The organism is Streptomyces sp. NPDC030296, from assembly GCF_055572815.1.
Window position 1 is genome coordinate 17,059 of the sequence record NZ_JBVICQ010000023.1, and the last position, 25,163, is coordinate 42,221.

General features: G+C 71.7%; 18 protein-coding genes and 2 pseudogenes. 9 read left to right on the plus strand and 11 right to left on the minus strand.

The annotated features are described in order from the left end of the window. Nucleotides 1–33: 33 nt before the first annotated feature. A complete protein-coding gene (locus ACZ4Z3_RS38965) occupies nt 34–240 on the plus strand; it encodes a bacteriocin immunity protein (protein WP_099970632.1) in 207 nt (68 codons plus the stop codon). Between the two features lie 320 nt (nt 241–560). Here the strand turns inward: ACZ4Z3_RS38965 and ACZ4Z3_RS38970 are convergent, their stop codons facing one another. The 7 genes from ACZ4Z3_RS38970 to ACZ4Z3_RS39000 all read right to left on the minus strand — a co-directional run bounded on the left by ACZ4Z3_RS38970 (nt 561) and on the right by ACZ4Z3_RS39000 (nt 13,713). Beyond that, on the minus strand, nt 561–1,097 hold the full coding sequence (locus ACZ4Z3_RS38970; protein ID WP_468505489.1) for a DUF1990 family protein: 537 nt from the start codon (nt 1,095–1,097) through the stop codon (nt 561–563). Between the two features lie 72 nt (nt 1,098–1,169). Next, nucleotides 1,170–2,831 carry a M4 family metallopeptidase gene (locus ACZ4Z3_RS38975; protein ID WP_468505490.1) on the minus strand — a complete coding sequence of 554 codons (1,662 nt, stop codon included), beginning with the start codon at nt 2,829–2,831 and terminating at the stop codon, nt 1,170–1,172. Nucleotides 2,832–3,135: 304 nt separating this feature from the next. After that, entirely contained in the window at nt 3,136–5,211 is a 2,076-nt protein-coding gene (locus ACZ4Z3_RS38980) for a M4 family metallopeptidase (RefSeq protein WP_468505491.1), read from the minus strand. Nucleotides 5,212–5,506: 295 nt separating this feature from the next. After that, nucleotides 5,507–7,393 carry an ABC transporter ATP-binding protein gene (locus ACZ4Z3_RS38985; protein WP_468505520.1) on the minus strand — a complete coding sequence of 629 codons (1,887 nt, stop codon included), beginning with the start codon at nt 7,391–7,393 and terminating at the stop codon, nt 5,507–5,509. Between the two features lie 359 nt (nt 7,394–7,752). After that, nucleotides 7,753–9,696, minus strand: coding sequence for an ABC transporter ATP-binding protein (locus tag ACZ4Z3_RS38990; protein WP_468505492.1), 1,944 nt, complete (start codon nt 9,694–9,696; stop codon nt 7,753–7,755). A gap of 235 nt (nt 9,697–9,931) precedes the next feature. After that, entirely contained in the window at nt 9,932–11,794 is a 1,863-nt protein-coding gene (locus ACZ4Z3_RS38995) for an ABC transporter ATP-binding protein (RefSeq protein ID WP_468505493.1), read from the minus strand. Further along, nucleotides 11,791–13,713, minus strand: a complete 1,923-nt coding sequence (locus ACZ4Z3_RS39000; RefSeq protein WP_468505494.1) for an ABC transporter ATP-binding protein — start codon at nt 13,711–13,713, stop codon at nt 11,791–11,793. The genes ACZ4Z3_RS38995 and ACZ4Z3_RS39000 overlap by 4 nt, the downstream gene beginning before the upstream one ends. A 157-nt stretch (nt 13,714–13,870) precedes the next feature. Here ACZ4Z3_RS39000 and ACZ4Z3_RS39005 point away from each other — a divergent pair. Next, a pseudogene (locus ACZ4Z3_RS39005) lies at nt 13,871–14,095 on the plus strand (ABC transporter ATP-binding protein); the annotation flags it as partial. Between the two features lie 19 nt (nt 14,096–14,114). On the opposite strand, the gene glgX reads toward ACZ4Z3_RS39005, so the two are convergent. Beyond that, on the minus strand, nt 14,115–16,370 hold the full coding sequence (gene glgX / locus ACZ4Z3_RS39010) for a glycogen debranching protein GlgX (protein WP_468505495.1): 2,256 nt from the start codon (nt 16,368–16,370) through the stop codon (nt 14,115–14,117). Nucleotides 16,371–16,590: 220 nt separating this feature from the next. On the opposite strand from glgX, the gene ACZ4Z3_RS39015 reads away from it, so the two are divergent. From ACZ4Z3_RS39015 to ACZ4Z3_RS39040, 6 genes and pseudogenes are all read left to right on the plus strand, one after another. Next, nucleotides 16,591–17,817 carry a L,D-transpeptidase gene (locus ACZ4Z3_RS39015; protein ID WP_468505496.1) on the plus strand — a complete coding sequence of 409 codons (1,227 nt, stop codon included), beginning with the start codon at nt 16,591–16,593 and terminating at the stop codon, nt 17,815–17,817. A 203-nt stretch (nt 17,818–18,020) separates the two neighbouring features. Then, nucleotides 18,021–19,280, plus strand: a complete 1,260-nt coding sequence (locus ACZ4Z3_RS39020) for a L,D-transpeptidase (protein WP_468505497.1) — start codon at nt 18,021–18,023, stop codon at nt 19,278–19,280. A gap of 107 nt (nt 19,281–19,387) precedes the next feature. Continuing rightward, the gene (locus tag ACZ4Z3_RS39025; protein WP_107464672.1) at nt 19,388–20,155 is read left to right on the plus strand and encodes an enoyl-CoA hydratase/isomerase family protein; all 768 of its coding nucleotides are present in this window, start codon (nt 19,388–19,390) and stop codon (nt 20,153–20,155) included. A 293-nt stretch (nt 20,156–20,448) separates the two neighbouring features. Next, a complete protein-coding gene (locus ACZ4Z3_RS39030) occupies nt 20,449–20,952 on the plus strand; it encodes an ATP-binding protein (protein ID WP_055518023.1) in 504 nt (167 codons plus the stop codon). A gap of 147 nt (nt 20,953–21,099) precedes the next feature. Further along, a complete protein-coding gene (locus ACZ4Z3_RS39035; protein WP_468505498.1) occupies nt 21,100–22,329 on the plus strand; it encodes a YVTN family beta-propeller repeat protein in 1,230 nt (409 codons plus the stop codon). Between the two features lie 118 nt (nt 22,330–22,447). Beyond that, a pseudogene (locus tag ACZ4Z3_RS39040) lies at nt 22,448–22,704 on the plus strand (scabin-related ADP-ribosyltransferase); the annotation flags it as partial. Nucleotides 22,705–22,785: 81 nt separating this feature from the next. Here ACZ4Z3_RS39040 and ACZ4Z3_RS39045 read toward each other — a convergent pair. Further along, nucleotides 22,786–23,421, minus strand: a complete 636-nt coding sequence (locus ACZ4Z3_RS39045; protein WP_468505499.1) for a GNAT family N-acetyltransferase — start codon at nt 23,419–23,421, stop codon at nt 22,786–22,788. 163 nt (nt 23,422–23,584) lie between these two features. Between ACZ4Z3_RS39045 and ACZ4Z3_RS39050 the strand changes: the two genes are divergently transcribed. After that, a complete protein-coding gene (locus ACZ4Z3_RS39050) occupies nt 23,585–23,797 on the plus strand; it encodes an EF-hand domain-containing protein (protein ID WP_468505500.1) in 213 nt (70 codons plus the stop codon). Between the two features lie 67 nt (nt 23,798–23,864). Here ACZ4Z3_RS39050 and ACZ4Z3_RS39055 read toward each other — a convergent pair whose 3' ends face one another. Next, nucleotides 23,865–24,422, minus strand: coding sequence for a glycoside hydrolase family 25 protein (locus ACZ4Z3_RS39055; protein WP_468505501.1), 558 nt, complete (start codon nt 24,420–24,422; stop codon nt 23,865–23,867). A gap of 58 nt (nt 24,423–24,480) precedes the next feature. Next, nucleotides 24,481–24,921, minus strand: a complete 441-nt coding sequence (locus tag ACZ4Z3_RS39060; protein WP_468505502.1) for a 5-methylcytosine restriction system specificity protein McrC — start codon at nt 24,919–24,921, stop codon at nt 24,481–24,483. Between the last annotated feature and the right edge of the window lie 242 nt (nt 24,922–25,163).

A 25,163-nucleotide genomic window follows, 5' to 3' on the forward strand; every position in this document is an offset into this window, starting at 1 on the left:
GTCCCGGAGATTAGGGAGCTGATTCAAATGATGATGTCGCGGGACGAGTTGATCCGACTTGTCGAGAGGATTATGGCTGCGGAGGGTGCGACGGAGAGGGAGGAAGATTCGATGTTGCGTTTGCTGGAGGAGAGTGTGGCGCACCCGCGTGTCAGTGACTTGATTTTTTACTCTGACCCTCCACTCTCGGCGGAGCAAGTGGTGGACGCGGCTCTCTCTTATGAGCCGTTCGCCCTCTAACGTGAGGAATCTAGCTGTGCCTTTCCCCTGCCCGTGACAGTGGCGAGCCCTGGTCTACTTACCCAGGCGCATCCCGAATCGGCGCAAGTCGCGTTAACTGCCCTCGTTACTGATCGCCGTCAATCGCAATCCCCACGGCCTCGCACAGAGAGCGGAGCAAGTACGCCTTCCCGATACAGCGCAGTCCGGTGATAGCACCGAGACGCATTCCGAGGGCGGGACCGGTGAGGAGGTCCATGAACGCTGTCCCCTCGCGTTCTCGGCATCTGAGGTAAAGGTCAGGCATCCTCGCAGTTGAAGTAGGGGCACGAGGCATCGGCTTAGCCCTTCGGGTCCCCCGCCAGCCTCCGCAGCACCACCCCGCACCGTCGTGCGTACGCGTGCTGCAAGCCGCGGGTCGCCGCGCCGCCCGCCCGCGCGTACCACTTCGCCGGGCGGCTGTACGCCGTCACCGTCAGCCAGACCGTGCCGTCGCCCGTGCGGGCGACCACGAAGGATTCCTCGCCGGATTCGGGGTGGCCGGGGAGCGTGCCGTAGGCCCAGCCCTTGCGGCGGGGTTCGTCCACGGTCCAGACGACGCGGCAGGGGGCCTTTATGACGCCGCCCAGGGTGACGGTGACGTCGACGCCCGGCGCCGCCTCGGGCGCGTCCGTGTGGAGGCCCACGCCCAGCGCGCGGTGCATCTCCCAGGTGCGGACCGCGTGCGCCGCCCGTTCGAACAGGTCCGTTCCCTCGCCGAGGCGGGTGCGGACCTGCAGCTCGTTGAAGCCGGGCGGGCAGCGGCCCTCGCGGGTCGCGCCGACGGCCTCGTAGGTGAAGCCGTCCGGGAGAGGGTGTGAGCCGTCGGTGTGGGACATGGGGCCAAAGCCTAGGGCGGTACCCGGAGTCGCCTTCCCGCCGGGTACCGCCCCCACACAGGCCGCGATGTGCTACGCGGTCACGTTGACCGCCGCCCACGTGGCGTTCACCGCGTTGTACTCCGCGCTGCCGGCGCCGTACAGGTCACGCGCCGCGTTCAGGGTCGCCGTGCGCGCGCCCTTGTAGTTGGTCGTCGAGGTCATGTACGTGGTCAGCGCCTTGTACCAGATCTGGACGGCCTTGGCGCGGCCGATGCCGGTGATCGTGGCGCCGTTGGAGGTGGGGGAGTTGTACGAGACCCCGTTGATCGTCTTCGCGCCGCTGCCCTCGGACAGGAGGTAGAAGAAGTGGTTCGCCGGGCCCGAGGAGTAGTGGACGTCCAGGCTGCCGAGCGACGACGACCAGTAGTTGGCCGACGAGCCGTCCTTGCTCGGCTGGTCCATGTGGCGCAGGGGGGTGCCGTTGCCGCGGATGTCGACCTTCTCGCCGATCAGGTAGTCGCCCGGGTCCTTGGCGTTGGCCGCGTAGAACTCGACCGCCGTGCCGAGGATGTCCGAGGTGGCCTCGTTCAGGCCGCCGGACTCGCCGCTGTAGTTCAGACCGGCGGTGTTGGACGTCAGGCCGTGGGTCATCTCGTGGCCGGCCACGTCCAGCGAGGTGAGCGGCTTGGTGTTGCCCGCGCCGTCGCCGTACGACATGCAGAAGCAGGTGTCGGACCAGAAGGCGTTGACGTACGCGTTGCCGTAGTGGACGCGCGAGTACGCGGCCACGCCGTTGTTCTTGATGCCGTTGCGGCCGAGGACGTTCTTGTAGAAGTCCCAGGTGACCTGCGCGCCGTAGTGGGCGTCCACCGCGGCGTTCTGGTCGGTGGAGGAGCTGGAGGCGCTGCCGGTGCCCCAGATGTCGTCCGCGTCGGAGAAGAGCGTGCCGGCGGAGGACGAGGTGGAGCGGGCCTTGTTGTACGTCTTGTGGTTGCCGCGCCCGGCGTCGGTCAGGTTGTACGTCGAGCCCGACTTGGTGGTGCCGAGGGTGACCTGGCCGTTGTACTGGCTGTTGCCGGTACCGGTCTGGACGGCCTCCCACTCGTACAGCTTCTTGCCGGTCTCCGCGTCGGTGATGACGTGGAGCTCCTGCGGGGTGCCGTCGTGCTGGAAGCCGCCGACGACCGTCTCGTAGGCGAGGGCGGGCTTGCCGCTCGCGGCCCAGACGACCTTGCGCGGGGCCTTGTCGGCCGCGGTCTTGCTGGAGCCCTCGGCCTTGGCGGCCTTCAGCGCCTGCTTCTCGGCGGCAGCCTTCGTCACGTCCGGGGTGAGGTCGGCGACCTTCACCGTGGCCTTCGTCGCTCTGGTGACGCTCTTGACGGCGCCGGCCTTGCTTTCGTGGACGACCAGGTCGCCGCCGAGGACCGGGAGGCCGCCGTAGGTGCGCTCGTAGCGGGTGTGGACCGTGCCGTCCGCGTCCTTGAGGACGTCGCGGACGACCAGTTCCTCCTTGGCGCCGAGGCCTATCTCGTCGGCGGTCTCGGCGGTGGCCGCGTCCGCCTTCTTGATGAGGGCCGTGCGCGCGGCCGGCGTCAGCGCGACCGGGGCACCGGCGGACCGGGCCTTGTCGGCGGTCGGCGCGGGCTGGGCGGTGGCGCCGGTGGTCAGACCGGTGGTCAGCAGGGCACCGGCGGCGACGGCGGTCGCGATGGCCAGCGTGGTCCGCTTATGACGCGCGTAGAACGGAGTCACTCATGCTCCTTGGTGGGGGAGACCGGTTCGGCGTGGGGTCGCCGTCCGGTGAACTGAAGTTACGAGTGCGGCGGTTGAGTGAAGAGTGACACTCGGACGCGTACATGTCAGGAGGTTCAAGTGATGTTGGCCGAAAGTCAACTGTCCAGAAATGTTGCCGCTCTGTAAATCCGCTTCGGACGAGGCGAAGGGCGGATCAAGTGCGCCCGGAGAACGGCAAAGCGAGCGCCGCCCCGGGGGTGGAATCCCCCGGGGCGGCGCCCTGTCCGTTCGGGCCCTGTATACGAAGGGGCCGCCCTGTTCCCTACGGGAACGTCAGCTTCCAGCTGTTGATGTGGCCGGTGTCCCGGGCCGCGTTGTCCTGGACCCTCAACTGCCAGACGCCGTTGGCGACTTCGGAGGACGCGTTCACGGTGTACGTGGTGTTGATGTTGTCCGAACTGCCGCCGGTGCCGTACGCCTTCAGCGTGTACGCCGTGCCGTCCGGGGCGACCAGTTGCACCTGGAGGTCACCGATGTAGGTGTGGACGATGTCGACCGCCACCGCGAGGTTCGACGGCGCGTTGCCCGTCCGGCCGGAGACGGTGATGGGCGAGGTGACCGCCGCGCCGTTGTCCGGAATCGATACGTCGGCCGTGTTCTCGAACGACGTACCGCCGCCCCCGCCGCCACCGGGCCGCGAGCCCACGTTGACGGCCGCCCACGCGTTCTGCACCGCCGTGTACTCGGCGGACGTGGTGCCGTACAGGTCGGCGGTCGCCGCGAGGGTGTGGGTGCGGGCCGACGCGTAGTTGGTGGTGGACGTGAACTTGGTGGTCAGCGCGCGGAACCAGATCTTCTCCGCCTTGTCCCGGCCGATGCCGGTGACCGGCAGGTTGTCCGAGGTGGGCGAGTTGTAGCTGACGCCGTTGATGGTCTTGGCGCCGCTGCCCTCCGACAGGAGGTAGAAGAAGTGGTTCGCCGGGCCCGACGAGTAGTGCACGTCGATCGAGCCGATGCCCGAGTACCACGAGTCCTTCGACGAGCCGTCCTTGCTCGGCTTGTCCATGTAGCGCAGCGGCGTGCCGTCGCCGTTGATGTTGATCTCCTCGCCGATGAGGTAGTCACCGACGTCGGAGCTGTTGTTCGCGTAGAACTCGACCGTCGAGCCGAGGATGTCGGAGGTGGCCTCGTTCAGACCGCCGGACTCGCCCGAGTAGACGAGGCCGGCCGTGACCGACGTGAGGCCGTGCGTCATCTCGTGCGCGGCCACGTCGATCGACGTCAGCGGGTTGGCGTTGCCCGAGCCGTCGCCGTACGTCATGCAGAAGCAGGTGTCCTGCCAGAACGCGTTGACGTAGTTGTTGCCGTAGTGCACGCGGGAGTAGGCGCCGACGCCGTCACCGCGGATGCCGCTGCGGCCGTGCACGTTCTTGTAGTAGTCCCAGGTCAGCGCCGCGCCGTAGTGGGCGTCGGCGGCGGCCGACTCCAGGTTCGACGGGCTGCCGTTGCCCCACACGTCGTCCGGGCCGGAGAACAGGGTGCCGGTGCCGGACGTGCCGCGGTTCAGGTTGTACGTCTTGTGGTTGCCGCGCGCGCCGTCGGTGAGGTTGTACGTCGACCCCGACTGCGTGGTGGTGAGGTTGACCGTGCCGGAGTACACCGTGTTGCCGGTGCCGGTCTCGACCGCCTCCCACTCGAACAGCTTCTCGCCGGTCCGGGCGTCGGTGACGACGTGCAGCTCCTGCGGGGTGCCGTCGTGCTGGAAGCCGCCGACGACCGTCTCGTACGCCAGGGTGGGCTTGCCGCTCGCGGCCCAGATCACCTTGCGCGGGGCGCGGTTGATCTCGGCGTCCTTGGCGTGCTCGGCCTTCGCCGCGCCGAGCGCCTGCTTCTCGGCCTTCGCGGCGGCGAGGGTCGGCTTCAGCGAGGCGACCTTGATGGTGGCCTTGGTGGCCTTGACGACGCCCTTGGTCCTGCCCGCCTTCGAGGTCTCGACGACCAGGTCGCCGCCGAGGACCGGGAGGCCGTCGTAGGTCCGCTCGTACCGGGTGTGCACGGTGCCGTCGCGGTCCTTGACCACGTCACGGACGACGAGCTTCTCCTTGGCGCCGAGGTTCAGCTCCTTCGCCGTCTCCGCCTTGCCGGCGTTGGCCTCGCGTATCAGCTCGGCCCGCTGGGAGGGGCTGAGCTTGACGGAGACCGCGCCCTTGCCCGCGGCCGACGGTGCCTTCTCCGGGGCGGCGGTGGCGGCGCCCGACTGGACGGCCGCGGCCAGCAGGGCGCTGACGGCGACGAGCGCGCCGGTGGCGACGCGTCGCCGGGTGGAACGGGAACGGACGTCGTTCGTGTGGGAGGTGCGTCTGTGGGACTGGCGTCTCAACACTGACTCCTTCTGCATGGCCGCGGTTCGCGCGGCCAGGGGAGACCGGGCGGTTGGTGGCCGCCCGGGCAGAACAAGGGGTGGAACGCGAACACCACATGCGTGGGAGGTGCTCCGCGGCACGGCGGGGGGAGCTTGTGAGGTTGCTGTGACGCGGATGTGGGCAGCGTGGCAGGAGATCGCGCCATCTGTCAGGAGCGCGTCAACAAGTTGGCCGGAAATCGTCCGTTGACCGGAGGGTCATGTTCGATATACGGGTTGTTGGCTGAACCGTCGGCCAAGCGGCCCGTCGGATCGGGCGGCCGGGGCCTCGTCAGGCGGGGCGCTCGCCGTGCCACCTCTCCCACAACGCCGAGTACGCTCCGCCCGCGCCCACCAGCTCGTCGTGCGTGCCCAGTTCCGTCAGACGCCCGTCCTCCATGACGGCGACCCGGTCCGCGTCGTGGGCGGTGTGCAGGCGGTGGGCGATCGCGATGACCGTGCGGCCCTCCAGGACCGCGGCGAGGGCGCGTTCGGTGTGGCGCGCGGTGGCGGGGTCGAGCAGAGCGGTCGCCTCGTCCAGGATGAGCGTGTGCGGGTCCGCGAGGACCACCCGGGCGAGGGCCAGCTGCTGGGCCTGGGAGCCGTCCGTACGGCGACCGCCCTCGCCGAGGCGGGTGCCGAGCCCGTCGGGCAGGTCGCGGACCCAGCCGTCGGCACCCACGGCCGTCAGAGCGGCCCACAACTCCTCGTCCGTGGCGGAGGGTTCGGCGATGAGGAGGTTGTCGCGGACCGTCCCGAGGAACACATGGTGCTCCTGGGTGACCAGGACGACCTGACGGCGCAGCCGCTCCGGGCCGAGGCCGACGACGGGGACCCCGCCGACCGTCACCGAGCCCTCCGTGGGCGCGTCGATACCGGCCAGCAGCCTGCTCAGGGTGGTCTTCCCGGCGCCGGACGGGCCGACCACGGCCAGCCGTTCACCCGGCCGTACGGTCAGGTCGACACCGCGCAGCACCTCGCCGCCCCGCTCGTACGCGTACCGCACGCCGGTCACGTCGATCCGGTCGTCCACCGGCTCGGGCGACCGCCCCGGGACCGCCCGCGGCGCGCGGGCCAGCCCCTCGACCCTCGCGAACGAGGCGCCGCTGGACTGCAACTGCTCGATCCGCATCAGGATCTCGTCGAGCGGCCCGCTCAGTTGCTGCAGATACAGGGCCGCCGCGACCACCGCGCCCAGGCTCATCGAGCCGCGCTCGTGCAGCACCCCGCCGACCAGCAGGACGGTCACCACCGGCACGAGGTAGGAGACCTCGACGCCGGGGAAGAACACCGTCCGCAGGAACAGGGTGTGGAAACGCCGGCGCCGGGAGACCTCCAGCGCGTCCCGGCTCGCGGCGATCCGCCGCCGCTCCAGCCGCAGCGCCTCCACCGTCCGCGAGCCGGAAGCGGTGGCCGCGACGATCTCCGCGACCTCGGACCCGGCCGCGCCCTCCGCCAGATACCCGGCGCGCGCCCGGCGCAGGTACCAGCGCAGCACGAACCAGATGCCGGTGAGGCCGAACAGTCCGCACACGCCGAGCAACGGGTCCAGGGCGAAGACCGCGCCGATCAGGAACAGCGCCTGCACGGTGTTGATGAGCAGCTCGGGGCCCGAGTCGCGCAGGGTCTTGCCGACGGAGTCCACGTCGGCGGTGCCGCGCGCCGTGAGGTCGCCGGTGCCGGCCCGCTCCACGACCGACGCGGGCAGGGCGAGGGCGCGGTCCACGAACTCCTCGCGGACCCGCGCGAGGACGCGCTCGCCGAACCGGTGCCCCACGTAACGGGCCCAGCGGGCCAGCAGCAGCTGCGCCACCGCGCACAGCAGGATGGCCAGGGCCAGCCGGTCCACCGCGCCGACCCCGCCCCCGCCGCGCACCTCGTCGATGATCCGCCCCAACAGCCAGGGCCCCGCGAGCCCCGTCCCGGCCGCGGCCCCGTTCAACGCCAACACGGCGAGAAACGCCCGCCCGTCCCCCCGCACGAGCCGCACAGCGGCCCGCCGCACATCGACGGGCCGGGCGATGGGGAGACGGGAGGAGGAGGGGCCGCCGGAGGGGGAGCCGGAGGGAGGGGCGGCGGGGGAGCCGGAGGCAGAGCCAGAGGTGCGGGAGGTGCCGGTGGGGCCTGCTGCGGAGGGGCCGGTCGTGGCGTGGCCGGTCGGGGTGGTGCCGGTGGACATGGTGTCGGCGCCGGCGGAGCCGGTCGCGGGGAGTCCGGCGTCGGCGGAGCCTTGGGTGGTGGGGCCGGTCGGGGAGAGTCCGGCGTCGGCGGAGCCCTTGGCGGTGGAGCCCGTCACGGGGAGTCCCGCGTCGGTGGAGCCCGTCACGGGGAGTCCCGCGTCGGTGGAGCCCGCCACGGGGAGTCCCACGTCGGCGGAGCCCGTCACGGGGAGTCCCGCGTCGGCGGAGCCCGTGGCGGAGGCACCCTCGCTGGACGCCGGGTACGTGGAGGGATCGTCGGCGGACGCCGGGTACGGGGAGGAACCCTCGTCGGAAGCCGCGGACGTGGGGTCCGTCGGGCCCTCGGGGGAGCGTGTCGTCACCGTACGGCCTCCTCTGCGGCCGCCTCGTGCGTGCCCGCGCTCGCTTCCACGCTCTCCTCCGCCTCCGCTTTCGCCGCCGCACTGGTGGGCCGCGCCTCGACATCTCGCTCCGCCGCCGCCTCGGCGCCCGACCGCACTCGGACGTCGTCCCGCGTCGCCCCCGCCTCGACGCCGGTCTTCGACCCCGCCCCAGCGCCTGGCTTCGCCGGAGCACCGACGCCCGCCCTCGTCCCCCCGTCCCCGTCCTCACCCGCGTCCCGGGCCACCAGCGCCCGGTAGCCCGGCTCTGTCGCCAGGAGTTCGCGGTGGGTGCCGGTGGCCGCCGTCTTGCCCTCGGTCAGGTAGACGACCGTGTCCGCGTGGTCCAGGACGAGGGGGGACGTGGTGGTGACCACGGTCGTGCGGCCCTCCCGGGCCGTCCGCAGGCGTTGGGCCACGCGGGCCTCCGTGTGCGCGTCGAGCGCCGACGCCGGCTCGACCGCCAGCAGGATCTCGGCGTCGGCCAGCAGCGCCCGCGCCAGCCGCACCCGCTGCCGCTGGCCCCCGGAGAGGTTGCGTCCCTGCGCGTCGATCGCCGAGTCGAGCCCGTCCGGCAGGCCCTGCACGATGTCGTCGGCGACGGCCGCGCGCACCGCCTCCGCGATCTGCGCGTCGGACGGCTCCGTACGGCCGCCGAGCAGTTCCCGCAGCCGCCCCGCGAACAGGTCCGCCTCGTGGTCGGCGACCAGGATCCGCTCCCGGACGCGCGCCAGCGGGATCTCGTCGAGGGGGATGCCGCCCCAGGTCGCGGCCGTCGGCATGTACCGTCCGAGCCGGTCCACGATCAGCGCCGCGTCGGCGGGACGGTCGCCGGCCAGCGCGGTCAGCCGGCCCGGCAGCACCCGTACGCCCGACTCCGGGTCGTGCAGTGCCGACGGCTCCGCGGGCGCGTCCCGCGTGCCGTGGTCCGGCAGCGGCTCCAGGTCCAGGAACCGGATGACGCGCCGCGCCGCCACCACTCCGCGGCTCACCTCGTACCCCCAGTCGACGAAGTACGACACCGGCCGCACCAGCACGGTCACATACCCGTACACCGACACCAACTCGCCCACGGTGATGGCGCCCTGGGCGGCCAGCCGTGCCGCCAGCCAGGTCACCACCGCGAGGAACAGCGTCGGCAGCCCCACCCCCAGCGCCTGGAGCCAGCTGGTCACCGAGCCGACCCGGTAGCCCTGCGCCCGCAGCCGCTGCGAGTCGCGGTGGAACGCGTCGGCGACGAGGCCCTTGCCGCCGAGGCCGTTGAGGACGCGCAGCCCGCTCGCGAGGTCCGCGATACGCGCGGTCAGCACCCCCTGCCGTTCCCGGTACTCCGCCTCGGTGCCCTGCAGCCGCCGCAGCAACGGCCCCACCAGGACGGCCATCAGCGGCATCCCGAGCAGCACGACCGTCGCGATGGGGACGGACACGGAGAACAACAGCCCCGCGACCACGAGATAAGCGGCGAGCGCGCCCGCGCCCGGCCCGATGACTGTCAGCGAGGAGGAGATCGTGTTGACGTCGCCCACCCCGATCGTGACGACCTCACCGGCGCCGACCCGTCGCGGCAGCGCCGCGCCCAGCCGGACCGCGTGCGCCATCACCACCTTCACGGTGCGGAAGTTGGCGTCCATCCGTACGCGGGTCATGGTGCGGTGCCGCATGATGCTCAGCCAGGCGTTGAACGCGCCCACCCCGAACAGGGCCGCCGACCAGCCGACCAGCGCCCGGTGGTCGCCGGGCAGGAGACCCTCGTCGATGGCCCGCGACAGCATGTACGGCGTCGCCGCGAGCAGCACCATCCACACGCAGGAGATCAGCGAGCCGAGCGCGGAGCGGCCCGCCTGCTTCCGCACCAGCCACCAGAGGTAGCGGGCCCCGCCCCGGCGGTCGGGGACGCCCGGGTCCTCGTACGCGTCGATCATCGGCCCCCCGTTCTCTCCCGCCGGACGGACGTGCCGCATGCCGGGTCGCATGGCGTGCGTGCCGTGTGCCGGACGGGTCGTATTACGGACGTGCTGTGGTCCGCGCTGATCGTATTCCGGACGTTTCCCGGTCCGACGCGGCGTGGCCCGGACCTGTCCTTCCCCGGTCCGGACGCGGCGCGGTCCGGACTCGACTTGCCCCGTGCGCGGCCGGCCGTCGCGCGTCGGGAGTCCGCTACGCCAGGCTGTCCCGCCACGCCTGATGCAGGTCGGCGAAGCGGCCCTCGCCCGCGATGAGTTCCGCGGGGGTGCCGTCCTCGACGATCCGGCCGTGTTCCATGACCAGCACGCGGTCGGCGATCTCCACCGTCGACAGCCGGTGGGCGATCACCACGGCCGTACGGCCCTGGAGGACCGTGGACATGGCGCGCTGCACGGCCCGTTCACCGGGGATGTCGAGGGAGCTGGTGGCCTCGTCGAGGATGAGGACGGCCGGGTCGGCGAGCAGCGCGCGGGCGAACGCCACGAGCTGGCGCTGCCCGGCGGAGATGCGCCCGCCCCGTTTGCGTACGTCGGTGTCGTAGCCGTCGGGGAGCGCGCTGATGAAATCGTGGGCGCCGATGGCCTTGGCGGCGCGTTCGATCTCCTCGCGGGTGGCGTCGGGGCGGCCGATGGCGATGTTCTCGGCGACCGTGCCGGAGAACAGGAACGCCTCCTGGGTGACCATCACCACCCCGCGCCGTAGCTCGGGCGTCGCGAGGTCGCGCAGGTCGACCCCGTCGAGGAGGATCCGCCCGGACGAGGGGTCGTAGAAGCGGGCCAGCAGCTTGGCGAGCGTCGACTTGCCCGCGCCGGTGGAGCCGACCACGGCGACCGTGCTGCCCGCGGCGAGGGTGAGGTCGAAGCGGGGCAGGACCTCGCCGCCGGTGCGGTACGCGAACCGTACGCCGTCGAAGACGACCTCGCGGCCCGGCATCTCGGAGACCGCGGGCGGCAGCTCCCTCGCCTCCCTCGGCTCGGGCACCGACGGCCGCTGGGCCAGCAGCCCCGCGATCTTCTCCAGCGAGGCGGCCGCCGACTGGTAGGAGTTGAGGAACATGCCGAGCCGGTCGATGGGGTCGTACAGCCGCCGCAGGTACAGCACCGCCGCCGCCAGCACACCCAGCGCGAGGGACTCTGACGCCACCCGGTACGCGCCCCACAGCACGATCGCCGCGACCGTGACGTTGGCGACCACGCGGGAGCCGACGACGTAACGGGCCATCTCCAGGATGGCGTCGCCGTTGGTGCGTTCGTGGTGGCTGTTCAGGCGCCGGAACTCGGCGTCGTTCGCCTTCTCGCGGCGGAACGCGCGCACCGGGCGGATGCCGTTCATCGTCTCCGCGAACTTCACGATCACGGCGGCGATCGCGGTGGACCGGGCCGCGTACACCCCGGCCGCCCGCCGCTGGTACAGCCGTACGAGGGCGTACAGCGGCACGAACGACGCCAGCGCCGCCGCGCCGAGACCGAGGTCCAGCCAGAGCAGCATCGCCGAGATGTAGACGAAGGCGAGGATCACGGTGATGAGTTCCTGCAGGCCCTCGTCGAGCAGCTCCCGCAGGGACTCGACGTCCGTGGTGGAGCGCGAGATCAGCCGACCCGAGGTGTACCGCTCGTGGAAGTCGATGCTCAGTGCCTGCGCGTGCCGGAAGATCCGGCCGCGCAGATCCAGCAGCACGTCCTGGTTGACCCGCGCGGACGCCCCGATGAACGCGAACTGCAGCAAGCCGGCCGCGAGCGCGCACACCAGGTACGCGACGCCCACGGTGATCAGCGGCCCGTGCCGGCCGTCCCGGAACGCCGGGACGGCACGGTCGATGGCGTACGCCACGAGCAGCGGGCCCGCCTGCACCGCCGCCTGCTGGAGCAGGAGCAGCACGCTCGTGAGCGCGACCCGCGCCTTCATCGGCGCGAGCAGGGACCGCAGCAGCGCGAGGGTGGCGCCCGGCGGGGTGGGCAGGTCGTCGTGGTCGAAGGGGTCGGTCACCCCCTGCTCGACGGGGCGTTCGTCGCCGTCCGGTTCCCTGTTCGGCGCGGTGGTCGTGGGCGCCGTCATCGCGCGTCCCCCTCGGTCTCCTCGGTGCCCGACATCAGATGGGCGTACTCGGCGTTCGTCCGCAGCAGCTCGTGGTGGGTGCCCACGGCGGCGACACGGCCGCCGGACAGCAGGGCCACCCGGTCGGCCAGCAGCACCGTCGACGGGCGGTGCGCCACGATGAGGGCCGTCGTCTCCGCGAGCACCCGGCGCAGCGCCGCCTCCACGGCGGCCTCCGTGTGCACGTCCAGTGCCGACAGCGGGTCGTCCAGCACCAGGAAGCGGGGCCGCCCGACCACCGCCCGCGCCAGCGCCAGCCGCTGCCGCTGCCCGCCGGAGAGGCTGAGGCCCTGCTCGCCCACCTGCGTGGCGGTGCCGTCGGGCAGGCTGTGCGCGAAGTCGGCCTGCGCGATGGCGAGGGCCCGGTCCAGCTCGGGCTGCCCGGCGTCCGGCCCGGCGCCCATCAGGACGTTCTCGCCGACGGTCGCGGAGAACAGCGTCGGCTCCTCGAAGGCCACGGCGACCTTCGCCCGCAGCTCCTCCCTCGGCATCCCGGCGATGTCCTCGCCGTCCAGGGTGATCCGGCCGTCGGTCACCTCGTGCAGCCGGGGCACGAGCGCGGTGAGCGTCGTCTTGCCCGAGCCGGTGGCGCCGACGAGCGCCATGGACTCGCCGGGCCGGATGTGGAGGTCGATCCGGTCGAGGACGGGGGGCGTGTCGGCGGGCGCGTCGGGATAGCGGAACCGCACGCCGTGGAACTCCAGGCCGCCCCGCACCGCCTCCGCGCCGCCCAGCACCGCCTCCGCGCCGCCCCGCACCGCCTCCGCCGCGGACCGCCGGTCGGCCCCGGTGTCTTCGGCGCCCTCCGGCTCGGCGTCCTCCGGCGCGGCGTCCAGCACCTCGAAGTACCGCTCGGTCGCGGTGGCCGCCTCCTGGCTCATCGCCAGCAGGAAGCCGATGGAGTCCACCGGCCACCGCAGCGCGAGCGCCGTCGACAGGAACGCCACCAGCGTCCCCGCGGAGAGCGCGCCGTCCGCCACCTGCACGACGCCCACGACGAGCGCCGCGCCGATGGCGAGTTCGGGCAGGGTGATGATGACGCCCCAGATCGCGGAGAGCAGCCGCGCCTTGCGCAGCTCCGTGCCCCGCAGGGTCCGGGACAGCTCACGGAACGCCCGTGCCTGGCTGCGGTGCCGCCCGAAGCCCTTGATGATCCGGATGCCGAGGACGCTCTCCTCGACGACCGTGGTCAGATCGCCCACCTGGTCCTGGGCGAGTCGCGCGACCGCCGCGTACTTCCGCTCGAAGGCGACACAGGTGACGATCACGGGTACCGCGGGCCCGAGGATGACCAGACCGAGCGTCCAGTCCTGCATCAGCATGATGATCACACCGACGAGGATCGTCACCCCGTTGACCAGCAGGAACGTCAGCGGGAAGGCGAGGAACATCCGCAGCAGCGACAGATCCGTCGTGGCGCGCGACAGCAGCTGCCCGGAGGCCCACCGGTCGTGGAAGGCGACCGGCAGGCGCTGGAGATGCCCGTAGAGGTCGGCCCGCATCGACGCCTCGACCCCCGCCAGCGGCCGCGCCACGAGCCAGCGCCGCAGCCCGAACAGCAGCGCCTCGGCGAGCCCGAGCAGCAGCAGGTACAGCGCGCCGAGCCACACGCCCGCCGGGTCGTGGTCCGCGACCGGCCCGTCCACCATCCACTTCAGGACGAGCGGGATGACCAGGCCCACGCAGGACGCGACTATCGCGACGGCCGCGGCCACGGACAGCCGCGCCCGCACGGGCCGGACGTACGGCCACAGCCGCAGCAGGCTGCGTACGGCGGAACGCCCCTCGGCCCGCCGGGCGGTCCGCGGCTCGGGTCCCTGGGGCTGCTCGGGGTCCTGGGTCTGGTCGGGTTCCTCGGCGGTTGCACGTGTCGTGGCCATCAGCAGCGAGCCTACGGATCGCCACTGACATCGCCCACCGAGTTTTGGCCGGACCGCGCTCGGCCATCGGTCCTACGACCGGTGCCGCGCGGGGGTCGTGTCCGGACATCAACCGATCGGCTGACGGCGTTTCGAGCGGGACGGCCGATGCGCCCGCCCGGCTCCCGCCGGGACCACCACCGTCGAATGCGTCGAGGGCCTGCGCGTCCCCGACGCGGGCCGGGTCCGCGTCGCCGGACCCGACCCGGTCGCCGACCACGAACGGGTCGCCCGGGTCCTCGGCGCCCAGCTCCAGCAGGGCGAACTCCAGCCCGGACTCACCGTCCGGGAGGCACTGGAGCTGTATGCCGGCTTCCGGCCCCGGCCGACTGGCGTCCCCCCGCCGAGGGACCTGCGGATGCCTACGCCACCACCCGCAGCAGCAGCACCGTCCGCGCCGGCACGTCGACGACTGCCCCCGCCCGATGCACCACCCCGGGCGCCTCCGTCTGCTCCTCCCGCGACGTGTCGACGACGACCTCGTACCGTTCGGCCCACGGCGTCCCCGGCAGTGCGAACTCCACGGGCCGGTCGCCCGCGTGCAGGACCGCGAGGAAGCTGTCGTCCAGGACGGGGGCGCCGCGCGCGTCCCGCCCCGGGATGTCACGGCCCGAGAGGTACATGCCGAGGGTCGCGGCCGGCGCGTACCAGTCCCCCTCGGTCATCTCGCTGCCGTGCGCCGTGAACCACGCCAGGTCGCGCAGTCCGTCCGCCGAGTGCGCCCGGCCCGAGAAGAAGGCCCGCCGGCGCAGCACCGGGTGCTCGTGGCGCAGGGCGATCAGCCGCGCCGTCAGCTCGAACAGCGCCTTCCAGCCGGGATCCTCCAGCAGCCCCCAGTCGAGCCAGCTGATCTCGTTGTCCTGGCAGTAGGCGTTGTTGTTGCCCCCCTGGGTCCGCCCCAGCTCGTCCCCGGCGACCAGCATCGGCACCCCCGTGGACAGCAGCAGCGTCGTCAGCAGGTTCCGCAGCTGCCGGCGCCGCAGCGCCCGCACCCGCTCGTCGTCCGTCTCGCCCTCGGTGCCGCAGTTCCAGGACCGGTTGTCGTCCGATCCGTCCCTGTTGCCCTCCCCGTTCGCCTCGTTGTGCTTGCGCTCGTACGACACGAGGTCCCGCAGCGTGAAACCGTCGTGCGCGGTGATGAAGTTGACCGACGCGTACGGACGCCGCCCGCCCCACGCGTACAGGTCGCTCGACCCCGACAGCCGGTAGCCGAGGTCCCGCACATCGGGCAGCGCCCCCCGCCAGAAGTCCCGCACGGCGCCCCGGTAGCGGTCGTTCCACTCCGTCCACAGGGGTGGGAAGGCGCCCACCTGGTAGCCGCCCGACCCCACGTCCCACGGCTCCGCGATCAGCTTCACCCGCCGCAGCACGGGGTCCTGGGCGATCACCGCGAGGAACGGGGAGAGCATGTCGACGTCGTGCATCGAGCGGGCCAGCGCCGCCGCCAGGTCGAAGCGGAAGCCGTCCACTCCCATCTCCGTCACCCAGTACCGCAGCGAGTCGGTGATCAGCCGCAGCACGTGCGGCTGGACCACGTGCAGCGTGTTCCCGCAGCCCGTGTAGTCCGCGTAGTGCCGGGCATCGCCCTGGAGGCGGTAGTAGCCGCGGTTGTCGATGCCCCGCAACGACAGGCTTGGGCCGCGCTGGTCCGCCTCCGCCGTGTGGTTGTAGACCACGTCGAGGACGACCTCGATGCCGGCGGCGTGCAGCGCCCGCACCATCCGCTTGAACTCCCCGACCTGCTGCCCCGCGGTCCCGGACGCCGCGTACGCCGCGTGCGGCGCGAAGTAGCCGATCGAGTTGTAGCCCCAGTAGTTCCGCATGCCCCGCCGCAGCAGATGGTCCTCGTGGGCGAACTGGTGCACCGGCAGCAGCTCCACCGCCGTCACGCCCAGCTTCACCAGGTGCTCGATCGCCGCCGGGTGCGCGAGCCCCGCGTAGGTGCCGCGCAGCTCCTCCGGGATGCCGGGGTGGAGCTTGGTGAAGCCCTTCACGTGCAGCTCGTAGATGACCGAGTCCGCCCAGGGGGTCTTGGGGCGCCGGTCGTCCATCCATTCGTCGTCGGGGCTGTCGTCGTGCACGACGACGCCCTTCGGCACGAACGGCGCCGAGTCCCGCTCGTCGCGCACGGTGTCCGCGACATGCTGCTCGGGCCAGTCCCTGACGTGCCCGTACACCTCGGGCGGCAGGCTGAACTCGCCGTCCACGGCCCGGGCGTACGGGTCGAGGAGCAGCTTCGCCGGGTTCCAGCGGGCGCCGGTCCACGGGTCCCAGCGGCCGTGCACCCGGTAGCCGTACCTCCGGCCCGGCAGCACACCGGGCACGAAGCCGTGCCAGATCTCGTGCGTCAGTTCGGTCAGCTCCAGCCGTGTCTCCTCGCCCTCCGGGGAGAAGAGGCACAGCTCGACGGCCTCCGCCCCGCCCGCCCACAGCGCGAAGTTCGTCCCGGCCACCCCGTCCGGCCCCACCCGGAAGCGCGCCCCGAGCGGTGTCGGGGCACCGGGCCACACGGGCGGCGGCCCCGCCCCGCTGTGCCTGCCGTTGAGCACGGCGGCCCGACGCGCGGCCGGCACTCCGCGCGTCTCCTCCACTGCCTCCTGATCGGCTGCGCTCGACACCACGGCCTCCCGCGACTCGGTGGGCCGACGCGAAAACGGGGCCGGGAGTCCCAGCCCCGGGACCCGCCGCCCCCAGGGGGTGTTGTGACAGCCCCGCACAACACCCCCCTCGTCCTGACGGGCAGGTCCCTGCTCCCCGTCGAGTTGTCTCCCATGGTTCTGCCCAGAGCACGCCTCGCACTCACGTTTCCCGGGGGCGTGCGCCGTCGTTGGGCCGCACGTGAACCACGCACAGACGCACGCGCGCCGCCCCGGTGCCGCGCCGGCCGCCGTACTGGTCGCGGCCGGCCTGCTGGCCGCGGTCGCCGGATGCACCCCCACACCCCCGCCGACCAGTGAGAAAGCTCCGGCCGACACGATCCGGGTCACCCCCGAGGACGGCAGCAAGGGCGTGCGCCCGGAGCAGCGCTTCGAAGTACGGGTGCCCAGCGGGCGCCTGGAGTCCGTCAAGGTGGTGAAGTCGCAGGACGCCCAGGAGTCACCCGTTCCGGGCCGGGTGTCCGCCGACGGGCTGACCTGGCGCCCCACCGGCTCACGGAAGCTCGCGCTGGCCGCGAAGTACACCGTCGACGCGGTGGCGCTGGACGCCCACGGCCGCCGCTCCGCCCGGCACGTCACCTTCCGCACCTACGTCCCCGACAAGCGCTTCATCGCGTACGTCGCCCCGGAGAACCGCTCCACGGTCGGCACCGGGATGATCGTCTCCCTGGAGTTCAACCGGGAGATCTTGAACCGCGCGGCCGTCGAACGAGCCGTCCGCGTCACCGCGGAGCCCGCCGTCGAGATCCGCCCGCACTGGTTCGGCGGGGGCCGCCTCGACTTCCGCCCCGAGACGTACTGGAAGCCCGGCACGAAGGTCACCGTCGCCCTGCGGCTGCGCGACGTCGAGGGGGCGCCCGGCGTCTACGGCGGGCAGTACCAAACGTTCTCGTTCACCATCGGCCGCCACCAGGTCAGCGTCGTCGACGCGGCCCTGCACACCATGCGCGTCCAGCGCGGCGACGGTGTGCTCGCCACCCTGCCCGTCACGGCCGGGGCGCCCGGCACGACGACGTACAACGGGAAGATGGTCGTCACCGAGATGCTGGAGGTGACCCGGATGAACGGCGCCACCGTCGGCTTCAAGAAGGCGGACGGCAAGGGCGAGTACGACATCCCCGACGTCCCGCACGCCATGCGCCTGACCACCTCCGGCACCTTCCTGCACGGCAACTACTGGGCCCCGGACGCCTTCGGCCGGGCCAACGTCAGCCACGGCTGCGTCGGCCTGCGCGATGTGAAGGGCGGCAGCTCCAGCACCCCCGCGGGCTGGTTCTTCGACCGCAGCCTCGTCGGGGACGTCGTGGAGGTCGTCAACAGCCACGACAAAACGGTCGCTCCCGACAACGGACTCGGCGGGTGGAACATGGGGTGGAAGGCATGGAAAGCGGGTGCCGCGGTGAGGTAACCGACATAGCCGTACGCGCGCGGCGGGCGTCCGGGTGTGGGGCCGGACGGGGGACCGGGGCTCGGATCGTTCAAGTTGGGACTGAACGGTGACATTCGCCGGGGCTAATCCCATCCGATCATCTGGTTAATGTACGTGCGGACGCGCGTGCTGCGCGGAGGGGTGCGGGCCTGCTCAAGGCCGTGCGAGGGGAGACAAGAGAGTTGAACGGGCGACCGATATCGGGGGCGTCGGTTGGCGCGCGGAGGCGGAGGAGCAAGGGGGTCCTGGCACTTCTGCTGGGCCTGCTGATGCTCGCCGTCACCGCGTGCGGGGGCGGAGGCGGGGGGTCCGACTCCGGCTCCGACGGCGACAAGGCAAAGGGCTCGGACAAGAGCGCTTCCGGCAAGGCGGCCACCGAGCCGTCACAAGCGGTGGTCTCCATCGCTCCGAAGAACAAGGCCAAGGACGTGGCCACCAGCGGTGCCCTCAAGGTCACCGCCACCAAGGGCAAGCTGTCCGAGGTCACCGTCGAGGACGGCAAGGGCAAGAAGATCGCCGGCGAGATCACGGACGGCGGCGCCACCTGGACGCCGTCCATCCACCTCAACTCGGCCACCGAGTACAAGGTGCACGCCGTCGCGAAGGACTCCGAGGGGCGTGAGGCGGCCGAGGAGTCGTCCTTCACCACGCTGACCCCGAAGAACACCTTCGTGGGCATCTTCACCCCGGAGGACGGCTCGAAGGTCGGCGTCGGCATGCCGTTCTCGATCCGCTTCACCCGCGGCATCACGGCCCCCGAGGACGTCGAGAAGGCCATCACCATCAAGACCGAGCCGCCCGTGGAGGTGGCAGGCCACTGGTTCGGCAACGACCGCCTCGACTTCCGCCCGGAGAAGTACTGGGCGGCCGGCACCAAGGTCACCGTCGACCTCAACCTCGACGGTGTCGAGGGGCGCGAGGGCGTCTACGGCGAGCAGAACAAGAAGGTCTCCTTCACCATCGGCCGCAGCCAGGTCTCCGTCGTGGACGTCAAGAAGCTCACGATGAAGGTCAAGCGGGACGGCAAGCTCATCAAGACCATCCCCGTCACCACCGGCAAGCCCGGCATGGAGACCTGGAACGGCCAGATGGTCATCAGCGAGCGCCTGCGCGTCACCCGGATGAACGGCGAGACCGTCGGCTACGGCGGCGAGTACGACATCAAGGACGTGCCGGACGCCATGCGCCTGACGAACACCGGCACCTTCATCCACGGCAACTACTGGGGCGGGGGCGCCTTCGGCAACTACAACGCCAGCCACGGCTGCATCGGTCTGCGCGACACCCGCGGCGGCTACGACCGCAAGGCCCCGGGTGCTTGGTTCTTCGACCACTCGATGGTCGGTGACGTCGTCATCGTGAAGAACTCCAACGACCGTGTCGTCGACCCGGACAACGGCTACAACGGCTGGAACATGTCCTGGGACAAGTGGAAGGCGTAGTCCTTCCGGTCGGACGGGCATAGCCCTTCCGGTCGGACGTGCGGCTCCGGTGTGCTGTGACGCAGCACACCGGAGCCGCTGTCGTTAGTCCCCGTTAACCTGCCTGCATGACTGTGCATCTCGAAGTCGCCGAAGGCGTGGGAACCATCCGCCTCGACCGCCCCCCGATGAACGCCCTGGACATCGCCGTCCAGGACCGCCTCAAGGAGCTCGCCGAGGAGGCGGCGGGGCGGGACGACGTACGCGCCGTCATCCTCTACGGCGGGGAGAAGGTGTTCGCGGCGGGCGCGGACATCAAGGAGATGCAGGCGATGGACCACGCGGCGATGGTCGTCCGCTCCCGCGCCCTGCAGGACTCCTTCAGCGCGGTGGCCCGCATCCCCAAGCCGGTCGTCGCGGCCGTCACCGGCTACGCCCTGGGCGGCGGTTGTGAGCTGGCGCTGTGCGCGGACTACCGCATCGCCGGGGAGAACGCGAAGCTCGGCCAGCCGGAGATCCTGCTCGGGGTGATCCCGGGCGCGGGCGGCACCCAGCGGCTGTCCCGGCTCATCGGCCCCTCCAGGGCCAAGGACCTCATCTTCACCGGCCGCATGGTAAAGGCCGACGAGGCCCTCGCACTCGGCCTCGTGGACCGGGTCGTCCCGGCCGACGAGGTGTACACGGCCGCGCACGAGTGGGCCGCGAAGCTCGCCCAGGGTCCGGCGATCGCGCTGCGCGCGGCAAAGGAGTCGATCGACGCGGGCCTGGAGACCGACCTGGAGACGGGGCTCGCGATCGAGCGCAACTGGTTCGCCGGTCTGTTCGCCACCGAGGACCGGGAGCGCGGGATGCGCAGCTTCGTGGAGGAGGGGCCGGGCAAGGCGAAGTTCGTCTGACGGCCGGATTCCGGTCCACGACTTCCGCTGATCCCCTTGCAGTTGACGCGATGTCTTACCCGCGTCCCCCGATGGAGCGGTTTATCGGAGCCTTAAGACAGTCTTAAGAAAGTTCCGGCCAAGGCTCCGTCCGCTGACCGAAGTTCAGATGGTCCGCGCAGCTCAGGAGGGGTGTCGACGAGTATGCGATGCCTTTGGCATATGACATCCGAAACCCCCGGAATGGTTGGTTCCGGGGGTTGTATTCCTCCGGAACGGCCACGAAGGGCGCTCCGGGCGGCCATGATGGGGGCATGGCGGGGCTGGAGGGTATCGAACAGCCGCGGCGGCACGGGAGTGCGACCGCGGCGCGTTGGTCGCCTGCGATCGAGGACGAACGGGCGCTGAAGGCACTGGAGTTGTTCGGCAACCCCACGGAGGCGGAGGTTCCGCTGCCGTCCCGCCCTGAGTCCGCGGCCACCGCCCGTCGGCTCGCCCAGGTCGTCGTCCTGCGCGAATGGCGCCTCTCGCCCAAGATGACCGAGGACGCCGTCCTGCTCGTCTCCGAACTGGTCGGCAACGCCGTACGGCACACCGGGGCCAGGGTCTTCGGGTTACGGATGAGGCGGCGGCGCGGCTGGATCCGCGTCGAGGTCCGCGACCCCTCACGGGGTCTGCCCTGTCTGATGCCGGTGCAGGAGATGGACATCAGCGGACGCGGACTCTTCCTCGTCGACAAACTGTCGGACCGTTGGGGCGTGGATCTGCTGCCGCGCGGCAAGACCACCTGGTTCGAGATGCGCGTCGCGGACCGCTAGCCCCCCGCCGGAACCGCCCCCGCCAGGACAGCCACCGGAGGCCGGGCCGGGACACCCGCCCGCCGCCCCTCTCCGTCTCGCGACGCGGATCTCCGCCGAACGGGCCAATCGCCGGAAAACCTGCCCGACCTCCCTATAAAGGTGCGCGTGACCACGCCCCGCACCTCCCTCATGCAGCGCCACCTCGTCCAGCGCGCCCTCCTCGCGGCGGCCGTTCTCGCCGCCGTGGCCGCGTGCGGCAGCGCGACCGGCACCGACGAGCAGGAACAGCGGATCCGGGCCGACCGTGCCGACCGGGCCGCCGCCGAAGCCGCCGAGCGGAAGAAGAGACAGCGGCCGCAGGCGCAGGGCCTGCGCGGCATGCCGCCGTTGCTCGACCCCAAGGACGTCTACGCCGCCGACCGCCCGGGCCGGCTCTCCCCGGTCGTCAAGGACTTCCCGTCGCGGGTGTACGTCCCCAACAGCGAGTCCGACACCGTCTCCGTCATCGACCCGAAGACGTACGAGATCATCGAGACGATCCCGGTGGGCCGCCAGCCCCAGCACGTCGTTCCGTCCTGGGACCTGAAGACCCTGTGGGTCAACAACAACCGGGGCCACACCCTCACGCCCATCGACCCGAGGACGGGCAAGGCGGGCGAACCCGTCGAGGTGCACGACCCGTACAACCTGTACTTCACCCCCAACGGCAAGTACGCCGTCGTCATGGCCTCCCTCGACCGTGAACTCGTCTTCCGCGACCCGCACACCATGAAGCGGGTCAAGACCGAACCGGTCAGCTGCTACGGCGTCAACCACGCCGACTTCTCGCTCGACGGCCGGTACTTCATCGTGTCCTGCGAGTTCAGCGGCGAACTGCTGAAGGTCGACACCGAGAAGATGAAGGTGGTCGGCCAGCGGAAACTGCCCTTCGAGGGCGCCATGCCGCAGGACGTGAAGATCGCACCGGACGGCAAGCGGTTCTACATCGCCGACATGATGGCCGACGGCATGTGGGTCCTGGACGGCGACACGTTCGACGAGCCGAAGCTGCTGCCCACCGGCAAGGGCACCCACGGCCTGTACGTCGGCCGCGACTCCCGCGAGATGTACGTCTCCAACCGCGGCGAGGGCACGGTCTCCGTCTTCGACTTCGCCAGGAACGAACTCACCAAGAAGTGGCACCTCCCCGAGGGCGGCAGCCCCGACATGGGTGGCGTCTCCGCCGACGGCAAGGTCCTGTGGCTCTCCGGCCGCTACGACTCCGAGGTGTACGCCATCGACACCCGCACCGGGAAGCAGCTCGCCCGCATCCCCGTCGGCAGCGGCCCGCACGGCCTCGCCGTGTACCCCCAGCCCGGCCGCTACTCCCTCGGCCACACGGGCGTCTTCCGGTGAGGCGTGACAACCTGGCGGCCCGACACGCCGCCGAACGGGTGGCGGTCCCCGGCCCGCCGCCCCCGGTCGAGAGGGTGCTGACCGTGATCACCACTCGTCCGCGGCGCCGGGCCGCCGCCGCGTGGACGGCGACCGCATCACGCCCGAGCCGGTCTGGCGCACCACTTGCGGCACCCTCCACCGCAGCGACAGCCGCGGCCCGGCCGTCGTCTTCGAGCAGGGCTTCCACCCCAGGGACGTCCTCGACGGCCAGTACGACATCGAGCAGTACGTCCTCGTCAACCAGCCCTCCCCGTAGGTCTCGACCACGTACGACCACGACCTGTACAGACCTGGTACAAGTCCGGCTGGAACTACTCCATCGACGCCGCCGGCACTGACCCCGCCGGGTCGCCCGGCCGGGTGCCCACCCGGGTACCCGCCAGGTCGCCCGCCCGGATGCTCGTCCGGTGTCGGCTAGCGGGCGCTCAGCAGGGCCTCCGAACCCACCGGCAGATAACCGGCCGCCTGGAACGCCCGCAGACTGCGGGCGTTCCCCGCCGACACCTGGGCCCACACCGGCTCGCCCCCGCTCAGCTGCCGCGCCGCCCGCGCCAGGGCCCGGCCGAGCCCCTGGTGCCGTCCCCCCTCGGCCACCTCGACCGCGACCTCCAGCCGCCCCGCGACCCCGCGTCCGAGGACCAGCAGGCCGCCCTCCGTGCTCCAGACCCGCACGTCGTCGCGTCGCCTGCGGGAACTCACCACCCTCGGATGACCGGGATCGGCGATCTCCTCCAGCGGCAGCTCCGGCACACTCGGCAGGGGCGCGCCCACCGTCATCACGTCGATCGTGTCGTTGCGGCGCCCCGTGCGGTCCAGCAGAGCGGTCAGGAACCGCGCGTTCATGGTCGCGGCGAGCGCGTCGCAGTCGAGGGCCGCCAGCGTCTCGCGCACCCACGCCGGGTCCTCGTCCGTGGCTATGACGGTGTGCGCGGTGAACGCGAAGACCCCGGCGTCCCGGTACGACGGCTGCGGCACGACCGTCGTACGGCCGTCCGGAGGCGGGAAGACACCGCCCGCCGCCGCGTCGAGAATGTCCCGCAACGTCTCCATCACCACTCCTCGACTCTCCCTCCACCGCGGGGCCCGGGCTCCCGGGCACGATCGACGACCGCACCGCCCGGTGGGTGCCGCACCGCGTGCTCGGCGTGCCGGTTAATCTTGGCCCGCCAACGATGGCTGTATCGCATGAAGAGCACGACGAAGGGGCGGACCGGTGGCGGACATCGAGGAAGCACGCAAGCAGTTCCAGCGGATCGACACGAACGGTGACGGTTTCATCACCTCCGCCGAGTTCAAGACCGCCCTGGCCCAGGGGGGCGACTGGAACGTCACCGAGGAGGTGGCCGAGGCCATCATCAACAGCCGCGACCTCAACGGCGACAAGCTCCTGTCGTTCGACGAGTTCTGGGCGTACCTCGACAAGTGACGTGCCCCGGCGAAGGGGGCGCCCACCGCACACCGCGGCGGGCGCCCCCTTCGCCGTTCCCGCCCCCTCACGCGCCCGTGGCCCACTCCCGCAGCGCGGCCTTGGTGTCGAAGGCGGCGACGTTCTTGTCGAGGGGGCGGTCGGTGTACTGGTGGAAGCGCCACTTCGCCTTGACGCGGGGCTTGCCGGCGGTGACGTAGTCGGCGATCCAGAGGCCGTCGCCGGCGTAGGAGGTGGTGTCGACGTTGAGCCAGAAGTCGCGGTTGCAGTAGAGGACGACCCGGTGGTCCGGGCGGAGTTCCTTCAGTTTCCGGATGAAGCGGTCCTTCTCCGCGTTGCTCGCGCGGGTGCCCTCGCCGGTGGTCTCCCAGTCGACGGCGAGGATGTCGCCGGCCCTCTCCGGAGCCTCGGCGAGGAAGTACTCGGCCTGCGCGGTCAGGTTGCCCGGCCACAGGAAGTGGTAGAAGCCGACGACCAGGCCGGCGTCGCGGGCGGTCCTGGTCTGGGCGGCGAGCCGCGGGTTGGTGTAGGTGCGGCCCTCGGTGGCCTTCACGAAGACGAAGGACAGGCCGGTGGTGTCGTAGGAGGAGGGCTGGTAGGAGCTGACGTCGATGCCACGCAGCATGGGGGGCCTCCGGGGTGGGGGAGAGCTGGTGCGGTCCTGCGGTCCTGCGGTCCTGCGGTCAGGGGTGGGGGCCCGGGTCCGTCATCCGCAGGGACAGGTCGGCGATGTCGGCGAGGAGCGCTTCGGGCGGGCGGTCGAGGTGCAGGGCGTGGGCCGTGACGGTGATGCCGGACCGGCGGATGACATGGGGCGTCGGGGTGCTGTGGCGGGACGCGGCGGCGTAGATCAGATGGCCGTGGGGGAGGCCGAGCGCCGTGCAGTAGGCGAGGAGCTGGTACAGGTGGTCGGTGGGCGGGGCGGACTGCTTGAGTGAGGCGTACTCGGTGTCGGCCACGGACACCGGGCGGCCCGCGCGGTACAGGACCAGGTCGGGGCGGAAGGGGACGCGGCCCGCCTCGTCGAGGCGATGGTGGGTCTCCTGGTCGGCGCAGCGGACGCCGTGCCGGGCGAGCGCGGCGCGGACCGTCGCCGCCACGAACCGTTCGAAGACCTTCGCCATGTCCAGCAGGCCGTCGGCGGTGACGGGCGGGCCGCCGACTCGGGCGCGAGCGCGGACTCCCCGGTCAGCAGCCCGTCCCGGAACACCCGCCGCACCGCCGCCACGACCTCGACGCCGTCCGGTCGTCTCGCCACGGTCCCACCCCGCCCTCCGCGCACTCGGAGTGTCCAGCGTAGAAGGCCGCGTGCACGGGGTCACGGGCCGGGCGGCACCCGTGACGGGGTACGGGGCCGCCCGGTCGG

Excerpts from the sequence above, each read along its gene's own strand:
- ACZ4Z3_RS38965 (WP_099970632.1), top strand. The coding sequence starts at position 34 with ATGTCGCGGGACGAGTTGATCCGACTTGTCGAGAGGATTATGGCTGCG.
- ACZ4Z3_RS38970 (WP_468505489.1), bottom strand. The coding sequence starts at position 1,097 with ATGTCCCACACCGACGGCTCACACCCTCTCCCGGACGGCTTCACCTAC.
- ACZ4Z3_RS38980 (WP_468505491.1), bottom strand. The coding sequence starts at position 5,211 with ATGCAGAAGGAGTCAGTGTTGAGACGCCAGTCCCACAGACGCACCTCC.
- ACZ4Z3_RS38985 (WP_468505520.1), bottom strand. The coding sequence starts at position 7,393 with ATGTCCACCGGCACCACCCCGACCGGCCACGCCACGACCGGCCCCTCC.
- ACZ4Z3_RS38990 (WP_468505492.1), bottom strand. The coding sequence starts at position 9,696 with ATGATCGACGCGTACGAGGACCCGGGCGTCCCCGACCGCCGGGGCGGG.
- ACZ4Z3_RS38995 (WP_468505493.1), bottom strand. The coding sequence starts at position 11,794 with ATGACGGCGCCCACGACCACCGCGCCGAACAGGGAACCGGACGGCGAC.
- ACZ4Z3_RS39000 (WP_468505494.1), bottom strand. The coding sequence starts at position 13,713 with ATGGCCACGACACGTGCAACCGCCGAGGAACCCGACCAGACCCAGGAC.
- ACZ4Z3_RS39025 (WP_107464672.1), top strand. The coding sequence starts at position 19,388 with ATGACTGTGCATCTCGAAGTCGCCGAAGGCGTGGGAACCATCCGCCTC.
- ACZ4Z3_RS39030 (WP_055518023.1), top strand. The coding sequence starts at position 20,449 with ATGGCGGGGCTGGAGGGTATCGAACAGCCGCGGCGGCACGGGAGTGCG.
- ACZ4Z3_RS39045 (WP_468505499.1), bottom strand. The coding sequence starts at position 23,421 with ATGGAGACGTTGCGGGACATTCTCGACGCGGCGGCGGGCGGTGTCTTC.
- ACZ4Z3_RS39055 (WP_468505501.1), bottom strand. The coding sequence starts at position 24,422 with ATGCTGCGTGGCATCGACGTCAGCTCCTACCAGCCCTCCTCCTACGAC.
- ACZ4Z3_RS39060 (WP_468505502.1), bottom strand. The coding sequence starts at position 24,921 with ATGGCGAAGGTCTTCGAACGGTTCGTGGCGGCGACGGTCCGCGCCGCG.